At 41.4% G+C, this 19,842-nt stretch carries 12 protein-coding genes and 2 pseudogenes; 8 read left to right on the top strand and 6 right to left on the bottom strand.

What is annotated here, in order from left to right:
• Together JCM10596_RS08400 and JCM10596_RS08395 are read right to left on the bottom strand one after the other, a co-directional pair.
• Positions 1-1,050 carry a sugar phosphate nucleotidyltransferase gene (locus JCM10596_RS08400; protein WP_025026737.1) on the bottom strand — a complete coding sequence of 350 codons (1,050 nt, stop codon included), beginning with the start codon at positions 1,048-1,050 and terminating at the stop codon, positions 1-3.
• Complete coding sequence (locus JCM10596_RS08395) at positions 1,047-2,225, bottom strand: glycosyltransferase family 4 protein (protein ID WP_025026736.1); 1,179 nt, start codon at positions 2,223-2,225, stop codon at positions 1,047-1,049. Before JCM10596_RS08395 ends, JCM10596_RS08400 begins: the two co-directional genes overlap by 4 nt.
• A gap of 177 nt (positions 2,226-2,402) precedes the next feature.
• Here JCM10596_RS08395 and JCM10596_RS24610 point away from each other — a divergent pair, with 177 nt between their 5' ends.
• The 7 genes and pseudogenes from JCM10596_RS24610 (at position 2,403) to addA (ending at position 15,711) form a co-directional block, all read left to right on the top strand.
• Positions 2,403-3,551 (top strand): methyltransferase domain-containing protein, encoded by a 1,149-nt coding sequence (locus tag JCM10596_RS24610; protein ID WP_025026735.1) that lies wholly within the window; start codon positions 2,403-2,405, stop codon positions 3,549-3,551.
• Between the two features lie 140 nt (positions 3,552-3,691).
• Positions 3,692-4,890: pseudogene (locus JCM10596_RS24605) on the top strand (exonuclease SbcCD subunit D).
• On the top strand, positions 4,887-5,435 hold the full coding sequence (locus JCM10596_RS27655) for an AAA family ATPase (protein WP_025026734.1): 549 nt from the start codon (positions 4,887-4,889) through the stop codon (positions 5,433-5,435). Before JCM10596_RS24605 ends, JCM10596_RS27655 begins: the two are co-directional and overlap by 4 nt.
• Complete coding sequence (locus JCM10596_RS24600; protein ID WP_025026733.1) at positions 5,411-6,529, top strand: coiled-coil domain-containing protein; 1,119 nt, start codon at positions 5,411-5,413, stop codon at positions 6,527-6,529. The genes JCM10596_RS27655 and JCM10596_RS24600 overlap by 25 nt, the downstream gene beginning before the upstream one ends.
• 1,307 nt (positions 6,530-7,836) lie before the next feature.
• Positions 7,837-8,328 (top strand): annotated as a pseudogene (locus JCM10596_RS31655) (SbcC/MukB-like Walker B domain-containing protein); the annotation flags it as partial.
• Between the two features lie 20 nt (positions 8,329-8,348).
• Positions 8,349-11,879 carry a helicase-exonuclease AddAB subunit AddB gene (gene addB, locus JCM10596_RS08365; protein ID WP_025026731.1) on the top strand — a complete coding sequence of 1,177 codons (3,531 nt, stop codon included), beginning with the start codon at positions 8,349-8,351 and terminating at the stop codon, positions 11,877-11,879.
• Positions 11,833-15,711 carry a helicase-exonuclease AddAB subunit AddA gene (gene addA, locus JCM10596_RS08360; RefSeq protein WP_025026730.1) on the top strand — a complete coding sequence of 1,293 codons (3,879 nt, stop codon included), beginning with the start codon at positions 11,833-11,835 and terminating at the stop codon, positions 15,709-15,711. The genes addB and addA overlap by 47 nt, the downstream gene beginning before the upstream one ends.
• A gap of 91 nt (positions 15,712-15,802) precedes the next feature.
• Here the strand turns inward: addA and JCM10596_RS08355 are convergent, their stop codons facing one another.
• Both JCM10596_RS08355 and JCM10596_RS08350 read right to left on the bottom strand, forming a co-directional pair.
• The gene (locus JCM10596_RS08355) at positions 15,803-16,465 is read right to left on the bottom strand and encodes a DUF8580 domain-containing lipoprotein (protein ID WP_025026729.1); all 663 of its coding nucleotides are present in this window, start codon (positions 16,463-16,465) and stop codon (positions 15,803-15,805) included.
• Positions 16,466-16,526: 61 nt separating this feature from the next.
• Positions 16,527-16,760, bottom strand: a complete 234-nt coding sequence (locus JCM10596_RS08350) for a hypothetical protein (protein WP_025026728.1) — start codon at positions 16,758-16,760, stop codon at positions 16,527-16,529.
• Positions 16,761-16,883: 123 nt separating this feature from the next.
• Here JCM10596_RS08350 and JCM10596_RS08345 point away from each other — a divergent pair, with 123 nt between their 5' ends.
• A complete protein-coding gene (locus tag JCM10596_RS08345; RefSeq protein WP_025026727.1) occupies positions 16,884-17,732 on the top strand; it encodes a DUF72 domain-containing protein in 849 nt (282 codons plus the stop codon).
• Positions 17,733-17,746: 14 nt separating this feature from the next.
• On the opposite strand, the gene JCM10596_RS08340 is transcribed toward JCM10596_RS08345, so the two are convergent.
• Both JCM10596_RS08340 and JCM10596_RS08335 read right to left on the bottom strand, forming a co-directional pair.
• Positions 17,747-18,220: a ribonuclease H-like YkuK family protein gene (locus JCM10596_RS08340; RefSeq protein WP_025026726.1), complete on the bottom strand. Its 474-nt coding sequence runs from the start codon at positions 18,218-18,220 to the stop codon at positions 17,747-17,749.
• 113 nt (positions 18,221-18,333) lie between these two features.
• Positions 18,334-19,725 (bottom strand): MATE family efflux transporter, encoded by a 1,392-nt coding sequence (locus JCM10596_RS08335; protein WP_025026725.1) that lies wholly within the window; start codon positions 19,723-19,725, stop codon positions 18,334-18,336.
• Between the last annotated feature and the right edge of the window lie 117 nt (positions 19,726-19,842).

Raw genomic sequence — 19,842 nt, 5'->3', positions numbered from 1 at the left:
TTATAACTCCTCTTTTTCAGCCTTGATATATGTTTCATAAGTAATCGTTGATTTATCGCCAAGAACATATCTAATGGAAGAAGCTTCTCCTAACGTTCTATTTACCTTTGAAAACTGACCGAAAATACTCTGAGATATTTTTTGAGGGATGTTGTATAGCTCGGAGCCTTCTAAAATGATACTATCTGCAATATGACAATCCTTGATGACTACATTTGAAGAAATGGAAACATAGGGTCCAATTGTACTTCCCTTAATAATGCAATTTTTATCGATAATGACAGGAGGAATCACGGTACAATTCGTCAACACACTCTGACTGGAAATCGAACTCTTTTTTTCATCAAGCATCCACCGGTTGGCATCCAACCAACGATCGACTGTCCCAACATCAGAAAAATGCTTCTCTGTGACTGTATAGGAAAGCTTATGTCCTTGTTGCAACAGCCACTTAATAGCGTCTGTAATTTCATATTCTCCTCGTTCGGAAGGAGAAATAGATTCAACGGCTGTAATAATGGAGGAATCAAAAGAATAGGCTCCTATCATGACTAGATTCGATTTAGGCTCAATAGGCTTCTCTTCAAGGTCCACGATCTGATCTCCTGCAATAGTAACCACCCCGTAATCCTGAGGATTGGGTACTTTCGCTAAGATGAGTGCTCCCTGAGTATGTTCTTCCTCAATTGCTTTCTTGAGACCAAGTAAAGAATCTTGAATGAGATTATCCCCGAGTAGCAACATAAAGGGTTCTTGATTTAAGAAAGATTTTGCATGAACAATCGCATTCGCAATTCCTTTGGGAAAAGGTTGATGTATTAATGAGATGTTGATACCTGGATGTGTGATTTCAGCTATTTTTTCCTTCATGAGTCGATGTTGAATTGGGTTAATGACAATGCCAATATCTTTAATTTCTAGGTGGATTAGTTTTTCTATACAATATTGCAGAACGGGTATATTAGCGACAGGTAGAAGTGTCTTAGATTGTGAGTAAGATAGGGGACGCAACCTCTTCCCTTTTCCTGCACAGAGGATTAATCCCTTCATTCGTTCATACCCCCTTGATGAGATTTTTGCTTTAAACATGATTGATAGATAGCCAAGTACTTATTCGCTGTTTGTTCCCATGTAAAGCTTGTGGCTCTGTTTCTGGCTTGAGTAGATAATTTCTGTTTTAATTCTTTAGATTGTAAGATACGAAAGAGGACTTTAGGCAGCTTCTTCGATAATTGATGAATAGGTAGTACATACCCGTTTACCCCATTTTTTACGACCTCAGGAATTCCTCCCCTATTGGTTGTTACAACTGGCTTTTCAGCAGCCATAGCCTCAAGATTGACCCGACAAAAAGGTTCTCCCCAGACAGAGGGAGTAACCACTATATCTGCTAGCTGATAGTAGTAGGGAAGCTTTTCGGGTCGAATAAATTGGGTGAAAATGACTTTATCTCGAATAGAGAGAGATTGTTTTTTGAGTTGCTGAACATATTTTGTTTGGGTGTTTTTACCATAGTAGGAGCTACCCACAATCATGAGCTTAAAATCAGGTACATAAGGGAGCAGCTTTCGAAATGCAGCAATCGCATGATGAACTCCCTTTTCCTTTTTTAATCTTCCTACAAAGAGGAGCAACTGAGTATTTTTGGAGAGTCGATACTTTGCCCTTAATTTTGCAAGCTCGGAAGTGGATTGTTTGGCTTTTTCATAAGGAGTCCCGTCAATCCCTAAATGAACCCCATGGGATTTTTTCTTCAAGAAAGGAAGGTGCTTATTATATTTTTCTTTTAGATAATGGCTGTTGGTGATTAACGCATCAGCTTGCTGCAAATGGTGCTTAAGCTCCCGCTTTGAAATGGAAGGTGGAGAAGCATACTGAATAGAATGCATGCTGAGTATGATGGGGGTGCGAGGAAACTTCTGACGAATGTCCTGAATATATTTTGGGCGGTTCTCCACTTGAATCACATCAGGTTTAAGATTTTCAAGGTGCTTAATAACAGAGCGGAGGTATTGTTTAGGATTCTGATAATCGACTCGTTTATAGATCAAATGTTGATGTTCAGTTGAATGTGGGTATTCTTTTGTTTTTCGGGTAAAGATGACAACCTTATGGTTAGGAGACATGGCTTTAGCCACCATATCAATATCGTGCTCTACCGATGTTCCTATTACAGGAGGCACAGAATACTTGCCCGGACTTATAATCGCAATCGTTACATTCATTAGTCAGTCCTCCAGCTATGCTTTGTCTTTCCATTATCATATTCACCTTAGGGTTTATTGGAGATATAGACAATCGCGTATCTAGCTGGTATTATAAACATAAAGTTTCGTTTAATAAAATTAAGTTCCGTATAATGAAACTGTGGATGAATTATCTTGAATAAGAGGAGAGTGTTGATGATGATCCATTTCATGAGAATAGACCACATCCAAATCTGTATACCAAAAGGAGCGGAAGAAGAAGCACGTCATTTTTACGGCAACATAATAGGGCTAAAAGAGATTCCTAAACCAGAATCACTTCTCAAAAATGGGGGTATGTGGTTCCGCACAGGAGAGATCGAATTGCATATTGGTATTGAAGAAGGGATACAAGCACAGGGAAAAAGACATCCCGCCTTTGAAGTTCTAGATATTGAGGGTGTTCGAAAGTATTTGAATGGGCATGGTGTCAAGATTCAGGAAGAGAAATCAATTCCGGGGGTGAAGCGTTTCTCCTTCTTTGATCCATTTCATAATAGGATTGAACTTCTTGAGAAAGTGGCTCAACAGCAAGAAGCACAGATTAAGCTAGACGTTCAGACTCAGTTTGCTAAACATGCGCAGAACTACGTTCAGAGTGAAAGTCATGCGAAAGGACAGGATTTGTTCAAATTATTGAGCATGGTTCCTGCGGGGAAGATATCTTCGGCTTTAGATATTGCAACGGGCGGTGGACATGTAGCCAACGGCTTAGCTCCTTTAGTGCACAAGGTAACGGCTCTTGACTTGACTTCAGAGATTCTTAAAGCTGCGCAGAGCTTTATTCAGCAACAAGGGCATTCCAATGTAGAATTCGTTCAGGGAGATGCAGAAAAGCTTCCTTTTCCTTCAGCGTGTTTTGAGCTTGTTACTTGTCGTATAGCTCCTCATCATTTTCCTCAAATTGAGTTGTTTGTTCAAGAAGTATACCGCGTTTTAAAACGAGGCGGTCAATTTCTATTAATCGATAATGTAGCACCAGAGAAGGAAGAGCTAGATTACTTTTACAATCAACTAGAAAAAATGAGGGACTATAGTCATGTTCGGGCTTGGAAGAAAACAGAGTGGCTAAACATGCTGGAATCACAAGGGTTTCGAGTTGAGGAATGGTATCGATATGAGAAACGCTTCGACTTTCAATCATGGACAGATCGAATGGGACTGGATCAGGAGCAAAAAGAGAAAATTTTCCACTATATGCGGATTGCTAGCCTAGAGGTTCAGGAACATTTTAAGATGGAAGTTTCAGGAGAACAGGTCGATTCGTTTCAAGCAGAATCCATTATTCTTCGAGCTGTAAAATAGTTGATTGAACCTGAAATGTGAGTCATGCCAATATCCACCAAGGAGAAAACGAGTGTTCTTATTTTTCACCTATGATAGAATGAGAATAAACAAGATAGACGGAAGTGTATAGGATCATTCTTTTTCTAGGGGGATATAAGGTGCGAATTCTACATACAGCGGATTGGCATTTAGGGAAAACATTGGAAGGGCGTAGCGATTGGCGGAACAAGAAGAATTTTTGGATGAACTGCATCAAATTGTTAGGGAAGAAAAAGCGGATGTGATCCTTATAGCGGGAGATGCTTTCGACACTGTGAATCCACCAGCAGCTGCGGAGCAGCTTTTCTACGAAAGCTTAGCTCGGCTTGCTGATTATGGGAAGCGGAAGGTGGTTGTTATTGCGGGCAATCACGATCATCCTGATCGACTTGCCGCTGCGGCTCCTCTTGCAGAACAGCATGGGATTACCTTGCTTGGTTATCCAGAATTAGTTCCTTATTCGTTTGATATTCCAAGCTGTCAGCAACGCCTGAATGTGGCAGCTTTAGCCTACCCATCGGAATCTAGACTTAAAGAACTGTTAACTGAAAATCAAACAGAAGAGAGTCTTCAGTTGAAATATGATCAAAAAATAGCGCAGTTGTTTGCACAAATGACAAAAGACTTTCACTCTCAAGAAGTGAATATTGCCATGAGTCATCTATTCATAGCAGGGGGAGATCCGTCCGATTCTGAACGGCCGATTCAAGTTGGGGGAGCCTATACCGTAGCTCCTCAATCTCTCCCAGCCAATGTACAATATGTGGCATTAGGGCATCTTCATCGCCCCCAAACCATTCATAAGGCAAGGACATTGGCTAGATATTCAGGTTCTCCTCTAGCGTATAGCTTTTCAGAATCCGGATATACAAAATCGGTGACGATGCTGGAGATAAATCCAGGTGAAGCAGTGGAAATGAAAGAAATTTATTTGGCGAGTGGGAAACCATTGGTGAAGTGGAAAGCCACAGAAGGAATCAACCAGATTTATCAATGGGTGGAAGAGGGGCGTGATCCGAATGCTTGGATTGATGTAGAAGTGCATGTACAACATGCGCTAACCATGGAACAAATTCATCAATTACGCAAAATCCATCCAGGCTTCATTCAGATTAAACCTGTCTTTCAAGATACGAGCTCGCCAATAGAGCAAGTATCTGTTTCTACTATTCCAATTGATGATATCTTTCGCCGCTTTTACGAAAAACAAAGTGGGGGAGCGGAAGCAGAGGAAGAACTCGTTCGTATTTTTCTCGAGTGCCTGCGGGAAGAAGAGGATGAAATGAATGAAGGAATAGCGGAGGAAGTAAGCCAATGAAACCAATCCATCTAAGCCTATCAGGATTACACAGTTTTCGAGAAAAACAAGACATCCATTTCTCTTCCTTGTGTGAAGGAGGAGTTTTTGGTATTTTTGGACCTACTGGAAGCGGTAAATCGTCCATTCTGGATGCGATGACCTTAGCTCTATATGGGAAAGTAGAACGAGCGCTTAATAATACACAAGGAATTATTAATCACGCAGAGAATGAGATCCATGTTAGCTTTACCTTTGAACTAGAGAATGCCAAGGGCTGTAAGCGGTATAAAGTGGATAGAAGCTTCAAAAGAAATGGTGATATTCAAGTGAGAACCGTCTTGTGTCGGTTTATCGAATTAAGCGATCCACCGTTTGTCTTAGCAGATAAGACAAATGAGGTCGCAGAGAAAATAGAAGCCCTTCTTGGGTTGACACATGAAGATTTTACAAGAGCGGTCGTCTTACCCCAAGGCAGATTTGCAGAATTTTTAACCCTAAAGGCTCTGATCGACGCCAAATGCTCCAACGACTCTTCCATTTGGAGAAATACGGAGATCGTCTAACAGATCGGGTAAGGCTGAGAATTCAATCCCTTAAATCAAAGGAAGAGAAGCTTCAAGCAGAGCAACAAGGCTTGGGAGATGCTTCCCTTGAAAAGGTGCAAGAATGGCAGCAACGCTTGAAGGAGATTGAGCAAAAAGTTCTTGAATTAGAACAGCGAAGAAAAGAGCTCGAAGAAAGTCACTCAACAAAACAACAAATTTGGAATTGGCAGATGGAGTTAATAGAGGTTGAAAAAGAAGGAGAGCGCTTAAAAGCAAAAAAAGAGGCAATCATAGAGCTAGAAAAGAAATGGGAACATTCTTCTACAGCTCTAAAGCTAAAACCATCTATTGAAGAATATCAAGAAGCTAGTCTAGAATGTCAATTGTGGAATAAGAAAAAAGAAAAAGTAGACTCCGCCCTCCTAGTGAAGAAGCAAGAAGAAGCGGAGCATGCCCAGAAGCTGCAAGAATGGCTTCGGGAACGAGATGAACAGCAGCCAATTCTCCAAGAATATCAATCTGTATTACGTTATTCCATGGAATTACTCAGAGAAATGAAGGAACTCGAAAAAGAAATTCTTCCTTTAGAGCAGTTGGTAAGTGAATATTCCAATCAAAAGCAGGAGTGGACAGAGCATTATCAAAAAACGTGCTCTGAACTCGACATCGCTTATCAGTTACAGAACACGCTGCAAAGAGAAGAAGAAGCCTTAACGATTTCTTTCGCAGAAAGAACCAAGGTTGGACAAGCTTGTCAGGAGAAAAAAGAGATCTCTTTTCTCTTGAAGCAAAAGGAAGAAGGGGACAGGGAGCTTTTAGTCAAACAAAGTGAATTTATTCAAGTGGTTGAAAGAGAAAATCAGCTGAACTCAAAATTGCAGGAGTGCCAAGCACAGCTTGAGAGCGCAGCCGAGAAGATACTCGAAGAACACCGAGTGCTTCACAGCATTCAATCCAAGCTGGAAACAGAAGTTTATAGAGCAGAAGAAGAGCATCTTGAACTTGAAAAGCAATGGGAGAAAGAAAAGGAAGAGCAGCTGGCGGTTCAATTAAGGGAACGACTCCAATCGGGAGAACCTTGTCCGGTATGTGGTTCAAAGGATCATCGTTAGATCATATGAACAAACTAGAACATATGAACAAACGGACGCAGAGAAATTTCAATATAGAATATGTGGAAGAACATAAAAAACGAATAGAACAGGCAAAGCACAGTCTATTTAAGTTGGATACATTGAAAATAGCTCTTGAGCAACAACTAACTGAATTAACGGAAGTGGGAGAAGGTCAAGAGATTAAGTTGTCTTCAATCGTACAGCATACTGTTCTTCTCTCATGTCAGGAAACCGCTGTGAGCCTAGAAAAAGAATGTGAGCCCACATCTTCACACTCTATTCAAGAGAGTATCGAGCACGTCAACCTCAGATATGAAAGAGGGCAAATACTACAAGAAGAGGGTCGTAAGATACGTAAGCTGTTTCAAGAAACAGCCCGAGAGTGGAGAGAGCTTTCTGCGCAGCTCACTAATATCAGGAAAGAGATAGCACAAAGGGAAAGAAAGCTGGAGCTCTTGGGGCAGGAAATTAACGTGAAGAAAGAGCAGTGGATAGCTAGCTTCGCGCCGTATTCATATCAGGAAATCGAAGCATTGCAGCAGGAAGTAGAAATTAAGGATCAGAAAGTAGAAAAGCTTAAAGAACGGCTAGAGAAAAGCAGATTATATATTGATGAGCGCGAGGGAAAAAAACAAAAAGCACAAGAGCAAATGAATCAAATTCAATTGCTTATGACAGAGAAGGCTTCCCTGCTCAAGGAGAAAAAAGATCTAATTGGGCGCAAAGAAAGACAAATCAAGGAACAAGCGGGAACTCTAGAAATAGAAGCCACCCTACAAAAAGTAACAGAAAAATTACAGGAGTGGAGAAATAAAGAACAAGAACTGAGCCAAGTCTGGCATCAGCTTAGAGAAGAGCTACAACAGCTTGAAAGAGAAGAAAGTGTAGCCAATGAATCCTTGAAACAAGCCACGGCTAGAAAACATAAGTCTGAGGAAGGCTGGAATCAACAGCTGCGAGAGAGCCTTTTTTCTAGCCTGGAAGAAGTAGAGAGAGCCCTCGTTTCTACCAAGGACATGGAAAGCTGGAAAGCAGAGCTTGATGCTTATCGGAGTGAAGAAACGAAATGGGCTCTAGAGCAGAGCAGAATCCAGTCCTTACTGAAGGGACAATCTATAACAGAAGAGGATTGGGAACAGTGGAACCGTGCACGAAAAGAAATGATAGAGAAGGTTTCAGAAGCGAATCAGGAGCATGGAGCGACCAAAGCCATCCTAGCCGATATACAAATGAAGCATGAGCGGTATCTTGAATTAGAGGAGCAACGAAGGCAGGTCGTACAGCAGAAGGAGATGCATCTCCAGCTCCAGCGAGTCTTGAAGGGAAATGCCTTTGTTGAATACGTGGCACAAGAACAACTCATGAGAGTCAGTCGTGATGCTTCTCAGCGCTTAGGTCTTTTATCTAGACAACGCTATGCACTAGAAGTGGATTCCAATGGTGGATTTGTCATACGGGATGATGCGAATGGTGGAGTAAAACGTCCAGTCACGAGCTTATCAGGGGGAGAAACCTTTCTTACTTCCCTAGCCTTAGCCTTGGCGTTATCCGCTCAAATTCAGCTTCGTGGTGAATATCCTTTAGAATTTTTCTTCTTGGATGAGGGGTTTGGAACCTTAGATCAGGAGCTGCTAGAAACGGTTGTTTCTGCCTTAGAACAGTTGCATACAGAAAGATTAGCAGTCGGAGTGATTAGTCATGTACCCGAATTGAGGTCAAGGCTGGCTAGACGTCTTATAGTTGAGCCTGCAGAGCCATCTGGCAGAGGAAGTGTCGTTCACCTAGAAACCATGTAAATGAAGAAAGGAGGAAGCAGATGTCTCTTCAATTTATTGTGGGACGAGCAGGAAGCGGGAAAAGCACGTATTTATTAAATCTCATTAAAGAGCATATTCAAACTAGCTCCTTAGAATCACCGCTGATCTATTTAGTACCCGATCAAATGACGTTTCAGACTGAATATGAGCTCATTCGTTCAACCGAAATAAAAGGAATGATGAATGTTCAAGTGTTAAGCTTCTCTAGGTTAGCCTTACGTCTTTTACAAGAAGTCGGTGGAATCACCAGAATCCATATCGATAGTGTAGGGATTTCTATGGTTCTTAGAAGAATAATAGAAGCGAGGAAGCACGAGTTAAAAGTATTTCAAAGATCAAGTGACCAACAGGGCTTTTATGAGCATTTGGAACAAATGATTACAGAATGTAAACGATATTGTCAATCTCCAGAACACTTATTACAGGCACAGGAGCAACCATTGACTCCAATACTAAAAGACAAGCTGCATGATCTCCAGCTCATCTACTCCGATTTTCAACAGTATTTAATGGGCAGATATATGGATTCGGAAGATTATTTACAATGGATCGTCGAAAAGATTCCTAGCTCTAGCTATTTGAACAAGGCGAAGCTATACGTCGATGGCTTTCACCAATTTACACCTCAGGAACAACAGGTAATCCAAGCTTTGATGAAACGGGTGGTAGAGGTCAAAATAGCTCTCACCGTCGATCAGCCATATGATCAGGAGCTTCCTCATGATCTTCACCTGTTCTATCCTACAGCGAAGACGTATCAACAGCTACGCCAGCTAGCTCTTTCAGCAAAAATCAAGCTGGAGTCTCCCCTGCATTTTACGGCGGGACTACGTTATAAGGATGAAATGTCACTGGCACATATCGAACAATATTATGATCAACGTCCCCCAGTCGCCTTTGATTCAAAGGGGCAGGTTCATCTGCTTGCAGGCGTCAATCGCCGAACAGAAGTGGAAGCCGTGGCACGTCAATTGATTCGCTTAGTGCGGGATGAAGGCTATCGCTACCGAGAAATCGCCCTCTTGATTCGAGATGTCGCCCTCTACCAAGATATGATAGAAACCGTTTTTCAGGATTATCAGATCCCGATCTTTATTGATCAGAAACGAACGATGCTACACCATCCACTAATCGAACTGTTACGTTCCACATTTGATTGTTTCTTGCAAAATTGGCGATATGAAGCTGTTTTTCGTTGTATCAAAACAGACCTGATATTCCCTTGGGACAGCTTGATAGAACTACAGGAGCTGCGAGAAGAATTTGACCTGCTTGAGAATTATGTCCTTGCTTACGGGATCAAAGGAAAGAACTGGACAAACAAAGAACGCTGGCAGCTTTCTTTAGTGAATAGCCTGGAGGAGCAGGAGGAGTTCGAGCGAAATGAAGAGCATGAGGCAGAAGAAGAGCGAATGAATGCTTTACGCCAGATGATTGCTAATCCTCTTCACAAGCTGCAACAGAAGTTGCAAAAGGCAGAAAATGTGCGAGGAATGTGCGAAGCGATCTACTATTATCTAGAGGAAATTCAGGCTCCAGAAAAAATAGATTGCTGGAGAGCAGAGGCTGAAGCTCAGGGAAACCTGCGTCTATCTAGGGAACACCATCAGGTCTGGAAGGCTGTTGTTCATCTTCTGGACCAGCTTGTTGAGATCATGGGAGATGAATCCGTTTCCCTTGAATTATTCTCTCAAATGATCGCTGCTGGTTGTGATTCCATGCGTTTTGCTCTTGTGCCACCCGCATTGGATCAAGTGCTTGTGGGGAATATTGAAACCAGCCGTTTTACTAATGTCAAATGTGCTTTTATCTTAGGCTGTAATGATGGAATATTACCTGCAAAGCCGAAAGAGGAGGGACTGATCACCGAGGAGGAGAGAGAGCTCTTAGAAGAAGGTGGGACTACATTAGCCAGCAGTAGACAGAAGCTGATGGATGAACACTTTGTGATTTATACGGCGATGAGCACAGCTTCTGAAAAATTATGGCTAAGCTATGCTTTAGCTGATGAGGAAGGAAAATCCTTAACCCCATCGGTCATCCTTCCCCGATTAAAACAACTCTTTCCTCTGATGCAGGAAGAGCTTATTGTAAATGAACCCTATGAAACAGCGGAAGAACAACAGAAGCTCTTCCTTGCCACACCTGAAAGTACTTTATCCTATCTAGCCAGCGAAATTCGACAATGGAAAAGAGGATATTCGATTCCTGATTTCTGGTGGGATGTGTATAATTGGATGATTCAGGATTCTGCGTGGAAAGAAAAAACATGTTCCATTCTTTCTAGCCTGCACTATCAGAATCAGGCTAAGCCTTTAGCTCAAGCCATAACGAGAGAATTATATGGTGAGTATATTCAACTAAGTGTATCACGAATGGAACGGTTTACCGCTTGTCCTTTTACTCAATTTATTTCTCACGGATTAAGGTTGAAAGAGCGGCAGATCTACAAGCTAGAAGCACCTGATGTGGGACAGCTTTTCCATGCCTCCATAAAAATGATTGACGATCTATTGAAAGAAAACGGAAGAAGTTGGCGTGAGTTAAGCAAGGATGAATGCAAACAATTAGCCCAATCAGTCGTAGCGGAGCTAGCCCCTAAATTACAGAAGAACATTTTGTCTAGCTCTCATCGCCATCATTATATCAAGAGAAAGCTGGAACAGGTGATTAGCAGAGCCACCACTGTCTTAAGTGAGCACGCGAAATCCAGTCAATTCTACCCGATAGGAATGGAGATCGAATTTGGACCGCAAGGACAGCTCCCTGGACTCGTTTTTACTTTAGATAACGGGGTCAAAATGGAAGTGGTCGGACGGATTGATCGAGTAGATCAAGCAGAAAGCTCACAAGGATTGATGGTCCGGGTGGTAGACTATAAGTCCAGTCAGACGATCCTTGATCTATCCAAGGTGTACTATGGTCTTTCCCTACAGATGTTAACTTATTTAGATATTGTGATTACACACTCCAAAGCTTGGCTAGGAACAGAAGCAATCCCGGCAGGTGTGCTTTACTTTCATGTTCATAATCCTCTGATCAATCATTCCGGGGCGTTGCCAACGGATATTCTTGAAAGAGAATTATTTAAACAGTTTAAAATGAAAGGGCTTGTTCTGGCTGATCAGGAGGCTGTACAGCTGATGGATACGACCTTGGAAACACAATACTCAGAAGTGATTCCGGTTGCTCTGAAAAAGGATGGACAATTCTATTCCAACTCCTCCGTCGCTAGTCAGCAGGACTTCGAGCATATGAAACGCTTTGTTCGTCAGCAGATCAAATCGATTGGTTTACAAATGACGTCAGGAAAGATTGATATTAAACCTTTCAAAATGAAAAAAGAAATCGCATGTACATTTTGTCAGTATCGAACGATCTGTCAGTTTGATTTGGATATGGAAGAGCATGAATTTACCATCTTGTCTGCCAAATCAAAAGAAAATATGTTAGAACAGATCCGTCAGAGAGGAGGGGCAACGGATGAGCAAGATGATGATGAAGCCAGTAGGGAGTACATGGACAGATGAGCAGTGGCAGGCAATTGTAGCTAGGGGACAAGATATTCTTGTTGCTGCCGCAGCAGGCTCAGGAAAAACAGCTGTACTGGTAGAGCGAATCATTAGACGAATCGTAGATCATGGCCATCCTGTTGATGTGGATCGCCTTCTCATTGTCACTTTTACCAACGCCGCCGCTGCTGAAATGAAGAAAAGAATTGGAGAAGCTCTAGAGAAAGAATTGGTCAAAGATCCAGATTCTCTATATCTCAAAAGACAATTAACTTTGCTGAACAGAGCTTCGATCTCAACCCTTCACTCTTTTTGTTTAGAAGTCCTTAAAAAATATTATTATATGATTGACATTGACCCCAAGTTTAGAATTGCTGACGATATAGAGGTGGAACTTCTACGAGAAGAAGTAGTAGAGGAGCTGTTAGAAGAGCAATATAGTATTGAAGGGAATGAAGCTTTTTTTCGCTTCATTGATAGCTTTAGCTCGGATCGAACAGATCGAGATATCTACACTTTAATTCTATCGCTATATGAATTTTCTAGAAGTCATCCATTTCCAAGCCAATGGTTAGATCAGCTTCTAGAAAGATATCTGGTAACAGAGGACCAGCCCCAACATCACCATGAATCGTGGACCTCTGATCTACTGGATGACCTTCGATTACAATTCTCAGGACTGATCGATGTGCTTTGTAAGGGGCTTGAAATAACAATGCTTCCTGGAGGTCCAGCGCCTTATGCAGATAATCTAGAGCAGGATATTGAACTGCTTTCTACGCTTTTAAAGGCATCAGATGAAGGGTGGGAAGCAACCTTCGCTGCTTTTCAAGAAAGGACTTTTTCTAAATTAAAAGCATGTAAGTCAGAGGCAGTAGACAAAACCTTACAGGAAAAGGTCAAAAGCTTGAGAGAGAAGGTCAAAAAGCAAGTGGCAAAACTGAAGAGCGAATGGTTTCAACGTCCTCTACAGGAGTATATGGAAGACATCATCCACATGTCCGCTCCCATCTCTGCGCTAGTAGAGTTAACGAAAGAGTTTTCTCAGCGTTATGCTTTAGTCAAAAAACAAAAAGGGATCGTCGACTTTTCAGATTTGGAGCACTTCTGCTTAGCCATTTTATTGGAGCAACACGAGAATGCAGGTTCATTGAGTATACCTGCATTGATTCCTTCTCCTGCTGCTCAGGACTATCGAGAAAAATTTATCGAAGTCATGGTAGATGAATATCAGGATACCAATTTAGTTCAAGAATCAATTATTCAACTGATTACGCGAGGAGATACAGGACAAGGAAACTTATTTATGGTGGGGGATGTGAAGCAAAGTATCTATCGATTTCGACTCGCTGATCCCAACCTCTTTCTGCAAAAATACAAGACCTTTAGAACATTTGTTGAACAACAAGAGCTCGATGTAAATCCAAAAGGCTTACGAATTGATTTGGCGAAAAACTTTCGGAGTCGTGAGCAGGTGCTGGAGGGAACCAATTTCCTCTTTAAGCAAATCATGAATGAATCCGTTGGAGAGATTGAGTATAACGAAGCAGCCGCATTGAAGGTCGGGGCAGATTATCCCGTAGCAGAGAATATGGAGGTAGAAGTGTTTCTTATCACTCGCACCACACCTCAAACAGAGCCTTCATTTCAAGGGGGAGAGGAAGCAGTAGAGGATCAGGAGCTTGTTGAAGGAGAGATAGAACAAGAGGATCTCGAAGCTGTTCAGCTTGAAGCCCGTATGATGGCTCAGAAAATGAAAGAACTTCTGGGTAAAGAGCAGACACCTGCTTTTCAAGTCTTTGACCCCAAAAACAAGCTTCTGCGTCCCATTCAATATCGAGATATGGTGATTCTGCTTCGAGCTACCTCTGTCTGGGCTCCTACGATTGTGGAGGAATTAAAGAAACAAGGAATCCCTGTTCATGCGGAACTTAATACGGGCTATTTCGAAGCGACAGAAATTGCTGTCCTGCTGTCCTTACTCAAGGTTATTGACAATCCTTTTCAGGATATTCCACTTGCATCAGTTCTGCGCTCGCCTTTAGTGGGACTAGATGAAGAGCAGTTAGCTCAAATCCGCCTACACAAGAAAAAAGGACCTTATTACAGTGCCTTGCGATCCTATGTGCAGGAAGTCATGCCAACAGAGGAAGAATTCCTTTGTCAAAAGCTGTCACACTTTCTAGAGAATCTGCAACAGTGGCGGACACAAGCCAGACAAGGAGCATTGTCCGAATTAATCTGGGCGATCTATAAGCAGACGGGATATTATGATTTCGTTGGGGGCTTGCCTGGAGGAAATCAGAGACAAGCGAATTTAAAAGCTTTGTATGACCGTGCTAGACAATATGAAGCCACTTCTTTTCGAGGATTATTTCGTTTCTTGAATTTTATTGAACGAATGCAGGATAAAGGCCGAGATCTAGGCGCTGCTAGAGCCCTAGGAGAACAAGAAGATGTGGTTCGAATCATGACGATTCACAAAAGCAAGGGACTAGAGTTTCCAGTTGTTTTTGTTGCTGGATTAGCGAAGCAATTTAACATGATGGACGTGAATCGAAAGTATCTGATGCATAAGGATCTGGGCTTCGGCTGTAAGTTTGTTGATGTTGAGAAGAGGATCAGCTATCCCATGCTACCGCAAATGTCCATTAAGCGTAGAGTCCTCAAGGAAATGTTAGCGGAGGAGATGAGAATTCTCTACGTTGCCTTAACAAGAGCGAAGGAAAAATTATACCTGACCGGAACCATATCCGATGCGGACAAAGTACTAGACCAATGGAGCACCCATATCGAGCATGAGGAATGGATTTTAGGTGATTATGACCGCTTGCAAGCGAGATGCTATTTGGATTGGATAGGCCCTGCTTTGGTTCGACACCGTGATGCAAAAGGACTTAGAGTGGAATTAGATGAAGATGGAAACGGGAAGCACATGGACAAAAGAAGTGGAGAAGCTCAAGACGTCTTTCTGCATCCTTCTGAGTGGAGCATTCAATGGGTTGATTCCCAAGACCTTATGTTATCAGATTCGATAGTGCAACAGGGAGTCGATGAAAAAATAGAGCAGGCTTTAGCCAGAGGAGAGAGGGTTCCACTTAGCAGTGAGAGTGCGCAAGAGATTGAACGCATCCTATCTTGGAAATATCCTTTTGCTCAGGCGACCTATCATTTAGCGAAACAATCTGTTTCCGAATTAAAAAGGACAAAAAAGCTGTTATTTTTGGAAGATGAAGAGCATTTCATTCAACCAGAATTTGTCCCATTAAGGGAAAGACCTGCTTTCTTGAAGTCAGCTAGGCTAAGCGCAGCCGAGAAAGGAACCTCCATGCATACGGTTATGCAGCATCTTCCCCTAGATAGAAAATTAGAGGCTAGCGAAATTGCAGAATTATTAGATGAGCTTCATAGGAAAGAGATTCTTACTGAGCTGGAGAGAGAGTCTATAGCCATTGAATATATCTTACAGTTTTATCAGAGTCAGATTGGGGAATTTCTGTTGCAGGAAAAAGACTCAATCAAGATCTATAAAGAGCTGCCCTTTAACGTTGGTATTCAGGCTAGCGAGGTCTTCCCAGATTGGACAGGGGAGGATGAACGAGTGATAATTCAAGGGGTGATAGATTGCTTAGTAGCAAGAGAAGATGGACTGATTCTGATCGATTACAAGACAGATAATATTTCAGAGCGTTTTGAAGGAGACTTCAATTTAGCCAAGAAAACGATGCTGGAAAGATACCAGGAACAAATTCGCTTATATTCCTATGCTCTTTCAGTTATCTGGAATCAGCCGATCATAGGAAAATACCTCTATTTCTTCGATGGTGGTCATATTATAAGATTTGAGTGATCAAAAGATCAAAAGAGAAAGGACTGAACGTAATGCAGTGAGTTTACTTCACTGTTTTCGTTTCAGTCCTTTTCTGTTTCAGTTATCGAATCTATTCGGGGGTATTTTTTAATGTTTTTAGCATGGCATACAAGGATGGTGTGACTCCTTCGGCGGCTTCTTTGTTAGGGATATGCATTGTGAATTTATACAGAGAGCCTTCAACTTCCTTTACTATGATGTTTTTTGTGAAATCACTTTGACTTGAATGAAGGAAGAATACGGATTCGCGGAAGTATTCATCCCAGATTTCTTGCCCTTTCATTTCGACCACTTGTCCCATGTGTTGAAGCTCTTCCTCAGCATTTTTGCGAACAAAATCTAAATCGGCATCGTTCCCGATCGCTTCAATTCGTACAAAAAACTCAGGGTCATGTGTGAAGAAAAGAACATCTCGATTTGGTTCCTCAGCTTCTAATTGAAAATCAGGTAAGGTATATAAATAGTAGCCCATGCTGCCAAAGGCTAAGGTTCCTGTACGAGTTTCTTCCATTCCTTCCACCATCAAATTGATTTCTATTGTTTGTGGAAGATCTGCCCCGATTTGCTCATCTGGAGCTTCCTGCTCACCTTCCTCCTGTTCAGTTCCTGGATCAGGAGTTTGGTCCTCAGTCGGATTTTCTTCTGGGGTTGGTTCAGCAGGGGTACAGGCGATCATACTCAAAACTAGCAGGATCATGAATAGTAATGTGGTTAATTTTTTGTGTAAGCTCAATTGTTCCACCTCCATAGTGATTAGACGGTGTCAATGTGGAAGATGTTGCAGGGTGCTTCATTTAACTCATTTTTTCTGCCATCTTCTTAAAGCGAATCTCATCTTCAATTAACCCACAGTTGGCACATTGAACCTTGGTTTTGGGACCGTTATAGGGAAGATGATAAGGTTCGAGACGCTCTAAGACATTCATTTGTCCCGTCTGATTATCTATTTTTACTGGGGTTGCAATTTGCTCAATAAGGTTAAATCTACTTCTTGCTTCACATGAAGGACAACAATACGTTAGAATCATGGTAAGGACCTCCTTATTTTTATCAATCTATGATAACCATTATTCCATGTATGATGGTTAAATATACCAAGTGGATGCCAAGTAAATGCGAAGCAAGTACCAAACAAAGAAAAGGAGTAGAGCATGATTTATATAGGACTTACTGGTTGGGGAGATCATGATGACCTCTATCAGTTTGGTGTCAGTTCAAGAGATAAGCTGAGTGTCTACAGCAGTCATTTTCCTATAGTAGAGGTAGACTCCTCTTTTTATGCTATTCAACCAGCGACTAATTATAGGAAATGGGTTTTTGAAACACCTGATTCGTTCTTTTTTATCGTGAAAGCTTATCAAGGGATGACAGGGCATACTCGAGGAGAGAGTCCCTTTTCAAGCGCAAAAGAAATGTTTGAGCAATTTATAGTTTCTGTTCAACCGTTGGTGGAGAGCGGAAAGCTTAAGATGATTCTCTTTCAGTATCCTCCGTGGTTTGATTGTACGAAGAAAAATGTAGACGTACTAAGGTATACAAAAGAAAAAATGGGCGCTCTACCATGTGCCTTAGAATTCCGACACCAGAGTTGGTTTACGCCCCAGATGAGAGATAAAACGATTCAATTTATGGAGAGTGAAGGATGGATTCATTCCATTTGTGATGAACCACAAGCGGGAGAAGGATCGATTCCTACCGTTTTACAGGTGACAGATCAACACTCCACATTAGTAAGATTTCATGGACGAAATATTCATGGATGGCGTAACCAAGGTCAATCAAACTGGAGAGAGGTACGCTATCTCTACCGGTATAATGAACAAGAGCTATTGGAATGGAGAGAACAGTTGCTTATGCTAGAGAAGCAATGTGAGAATATTTTTGTTCTGTTCAATAATAACTCAGGTGGTGACGCCGCCATGAATGCCAAGCAAATGATGAAGCTGTTGGAGCTTGAATATGTCGGGCTACATCCTAGACAATTGGGGTTCTTTGACTGATTGATTTACCTTTATTATCCTGTAAACTTATCTGCAACAGAGCTTGCTCCAAAGGAATAAGGCTTTATTTTTGCCGTGTAACCAATGGCAGTGACCCATCCCACAACTTCCTGAATAAGCTGCCTCGTTTCTCCTTGTTTCCCAATATCGAGATGGATTTCTAAGGGCCATTCGAGAAGGAGGTGAGAGATACCCGCTTCTTTTAAGGTGTCGACGAGTTCAAGACTTAATTGAGTTTCATTATAAATTCGATGCCGCAAATTGAAGAGGGGTTTTTCTTTCTTTTTGCGGTAAAAAAAGCACGAGCCTTTTCCAATTCTCTGAACAATGAGAGCTGTTACATACATCGTAGATTGTTGTGTTGTCTGTGAATCAGAGCCAATAATAATTTTATATTGAGCATTTGGCTCTTCTGCAATAAAAAACCCTATCTGTTTCATCATTTGACCAAGAGACATATTTCCCCAAGACGGGCTTGTAAAGTACAAGTGAATATCTCCTTTCTATAATAAAATATAGGTTTTCTTATATTTTATTATATCTAGTAACGAATGGTTCAATCTAGGCATAGAATGTTAATTTTATGTTTAGTTGTGTGTATCTAACCTAAATGAGCTTCCTCCTTCTTGGTCTGTGTAACATGAACAAAGGACATATTCTCCCATACTTTGGATCGCCAACGCCAGAGCATGAACAATCCTCTAAACCATTCATCCGCAATAAAGGCGATCCATATTCCTACGAGCCCCAGACCAAAATAGATTCCTAGTACGTAGCTTAAAGTGACACTGATTCCCCACATGGAGAGAATTCCCATATAAACTGGAAAACGCACATCTCCAGCGGCTCGTAATGAACTGATGAGCACCATATTTAAGCATCGCCCAGGCTCAAGAATAATATTTAAGAGGAGTAGGGTAGTTCCGACAGCAATAATCGTGGCATTCTCAGTAAAAATCCCTAAAAGCTGTTCAGCGAAAATATAGACGATGACCGCAGATGTAATGGATAAATAGATGGATAAGCGTAAGCTTTTAAACCCCATCCTGTAGGCTTCTTCCGTTTCCTTAGCTCCAATTCTCTGCCCGATAAGGATTTGTGTACCTTGCGCGATGGACATGCCAAATAAGATAATGAGCATCGTCACATTTTGAGCATAAATTCGCGTCGTGATATCTTCTGTTCCCATCATGGTGATAAAAAACAAAATACACATTTGGGAGGTATTGTAGGAGAGATGCTCTCCTGCTGAAGGAATTCCTATTTTGAAAATATTAACAATATGTTGTTTTTTTAGTTTTACATAGTGAACGAAAGGAATTTTGAAGTCTAATCTGTAGACCAGAATAATCACAATGGCAATTAACCCAATTAATCTACTTCCGGATGTTGACAAAGCGACACCTTGAACGCCAAGAACAGGAATGCCAAATGGCCCAAAAATAAATAAATAGTTCCCAATTATATTAATGGCATTCATGCCAATTGTGACGTACATGGCATCCTTTGTATAACCGTAACTGCGTAGGATCGCTGAAATGGTCATAATAATGGCTTGAACAAAGGCAATACCACCGACAATTTTGATATACTGAGAAGCTTCATCCAACAATTCAGCTGGAATATTTAATAGGGTTAAGAGCGAAGAACCAAATAAGAGCATAATACCACTGAGGACGATACCAAAAAGTAAATTGATGGTAATGGAAGTAATCGCTACTTCTCTTGCCTCAATTTCTTGTTTAGCTCCAATATGCTGAGCCACTAAAACACTTGTACCAATGGCTACAAAACCCAGCATGACAATTATAATGAATAATATTTGATTCGAAACACCGACGGCAGCAACTGAATGATCCGAGTACTGGCTGAGCATCAGTGTATCGGCATTTCCCATCAGCATATGCAAAAGCATTTCAATAAAAATGGGCCAGGTGACGGAGAATAAAGTTAATTTTTTCAATGTGTTTGTCGTATTCTTTGTCGTATCCATAGATGACCTCACCTCTGTAGAATTAGAGAAAATAATCACTAGTGTACTTCTATTTTGGTAAAATAGAAATAGTCAATTTCGATGAGGTTTGGAGAATCTCGACTTTTTGATTTGGAG

The sequence above is a fragment of the Caldalkalibacillus mannanilyticus JCM 10596 genome (assembly GCF_000615945.1).
Lineage (GTDB): Bacteria > Bacillota > Bacilli > Caldalkalibacillales > JCM-10596 > Bacillus_AT > Bacillus_AT mannanilyticus.
The sequence above is the reverse complement of the archived record's forward strand: the minus strand, read 5'-3'. Positions and strand labels throughout refer to the sequence as shown.

Coding starts and splice junctions, on each gene's coding strand:
- JCM10596_RS08395 (WP_025026736.1), bottom strand. CDS start 2,225: ATGAATGTAACGATTGCGATTATAAGTCCGGGCAAGTATTCTGTGCCT.
- JCM10596_RS08335 (WP_025026725.1), bottom strand. CDS start 19,725: ATGGATACGACAAAGAATACGACAAACACATTGAAAAAATTAACTTTA.
- JCM10596_RS24610 (WP_025026735.1), top strand. CDS start 2,403: ATGATGATCCATTTCATGAGAATAGACCACATCCAAATCTGTATACCA.
- JCM10596_RS08400 (WP_025026737.1), bottom strand. CDS start 1,050: ATGAAGGGATTAATCCTCTGTGCAGGAAAAGGGAAGAGGTTGCGTCCC.
- addA (WP_025026730.1), top strand. CDS start 11,833: ATGAGCAAGATGATGATGAAGCCAGTAGGGAGTACATGGACAGATGAG.
- JCM10596_RS08350 (WP_025026728.1), bottom strand. CDS start 16,760: ATGATTCTAACGTATTGTTGTCCTTCATGTGAAGCAAGAAGTAGATTT.
- addB (WP_025026731.1), top strand. CDS start 8,349: ATGTCTCTTCAATTTATTGTGGGACGAGCAGGAAGCGGGAAAAGCACG.
- JCM10596_RS08345 (WP_025026727.1), top strand. CDS start 16,884: ATGATTTATATAGGACTTACTGGTTGGGGAGATCATGATGACCTCTAT.
- JCM10596_RS27655 (WP_025026734.1), top strand. CDS start 4,887: ATGAAACCAATCCATCTAAGCCTATCAGGATTACACAGTTTTCGAGAA.